This is a genomic window from Dyella japonica DSM 16301 (assembly GCF_001010355.1).
Classification (GTDB): domain Bacteria; phylum Pseudomonadota; class Gammaproteobacteria; order Xanthomonadales; family Rhodanobacteraceae; genus Dyella; species Dyella japonica.
In genome coordinates this window covers 1-472 of the sequence record NZ_JPLA01000187.1, presented here as the reverse complement: position 1 = coordinate 472, position 472 = coordinate 1, and the positions used below count along the sequence as shown (strand labels likewise).

Sequence of the window (472 nt, the reverse complement as noted above, 5' to 3'; positions counted from 1 at the left end):
AAAGAAAGCTGTTAATGCATCTTCCCGCGACTTTAACCTGAAACAGAAATTAGAATACGCCCGGCTACTCCCTCACCCGCTTGTTTTTCTAGGACAGGGTGATACAGGTCACTGGTTGAAAATTCGTAACCGCCACAGTGAAGAATTCCGTCAGGCGGATTTAAAAGCACAACGTCAGATTAGTGCGCTTGTCGTTGCTAACGGATCTTTTGAAAAGATTGATAAAGACATGCTCGATGATATTAATATGCGAGCGTTCTGTAAGCTAGTTGCTTCGTGGAGCTTCGAAGAAGAATGCAACGAAGACAACCTCATGGAATTCTTTAATAATAACCCGTTTGCATATGACGACATCAATCGTCTAGCGGCGCAAGATTCCCTTTTTTTCTAAGATCCCGCGAAAAGCTAATTGATCACTTACTGCTCGAATGGCAATTGCACAGTTGCCCAGCGGGCAGTAAGACTCCAACAA

The 472-nt window shown here is 43.9% G+C and carries 1 protein-coding gene; it reads left to right on the top strand.

What is annotated here, in order from left to right; translation table 11 throughout:
* Window positions 1-391, top strand: a 391-nt coding sequence (locus tag Y882_RS20445) for a hypothetical protein (RefSeq protein WP_162207444.1), incomplete at its 5' end; no start/stop codon positions are given.
* Between the last annotated feature and the right edge of the window lie 81 nt (window positions 392-472).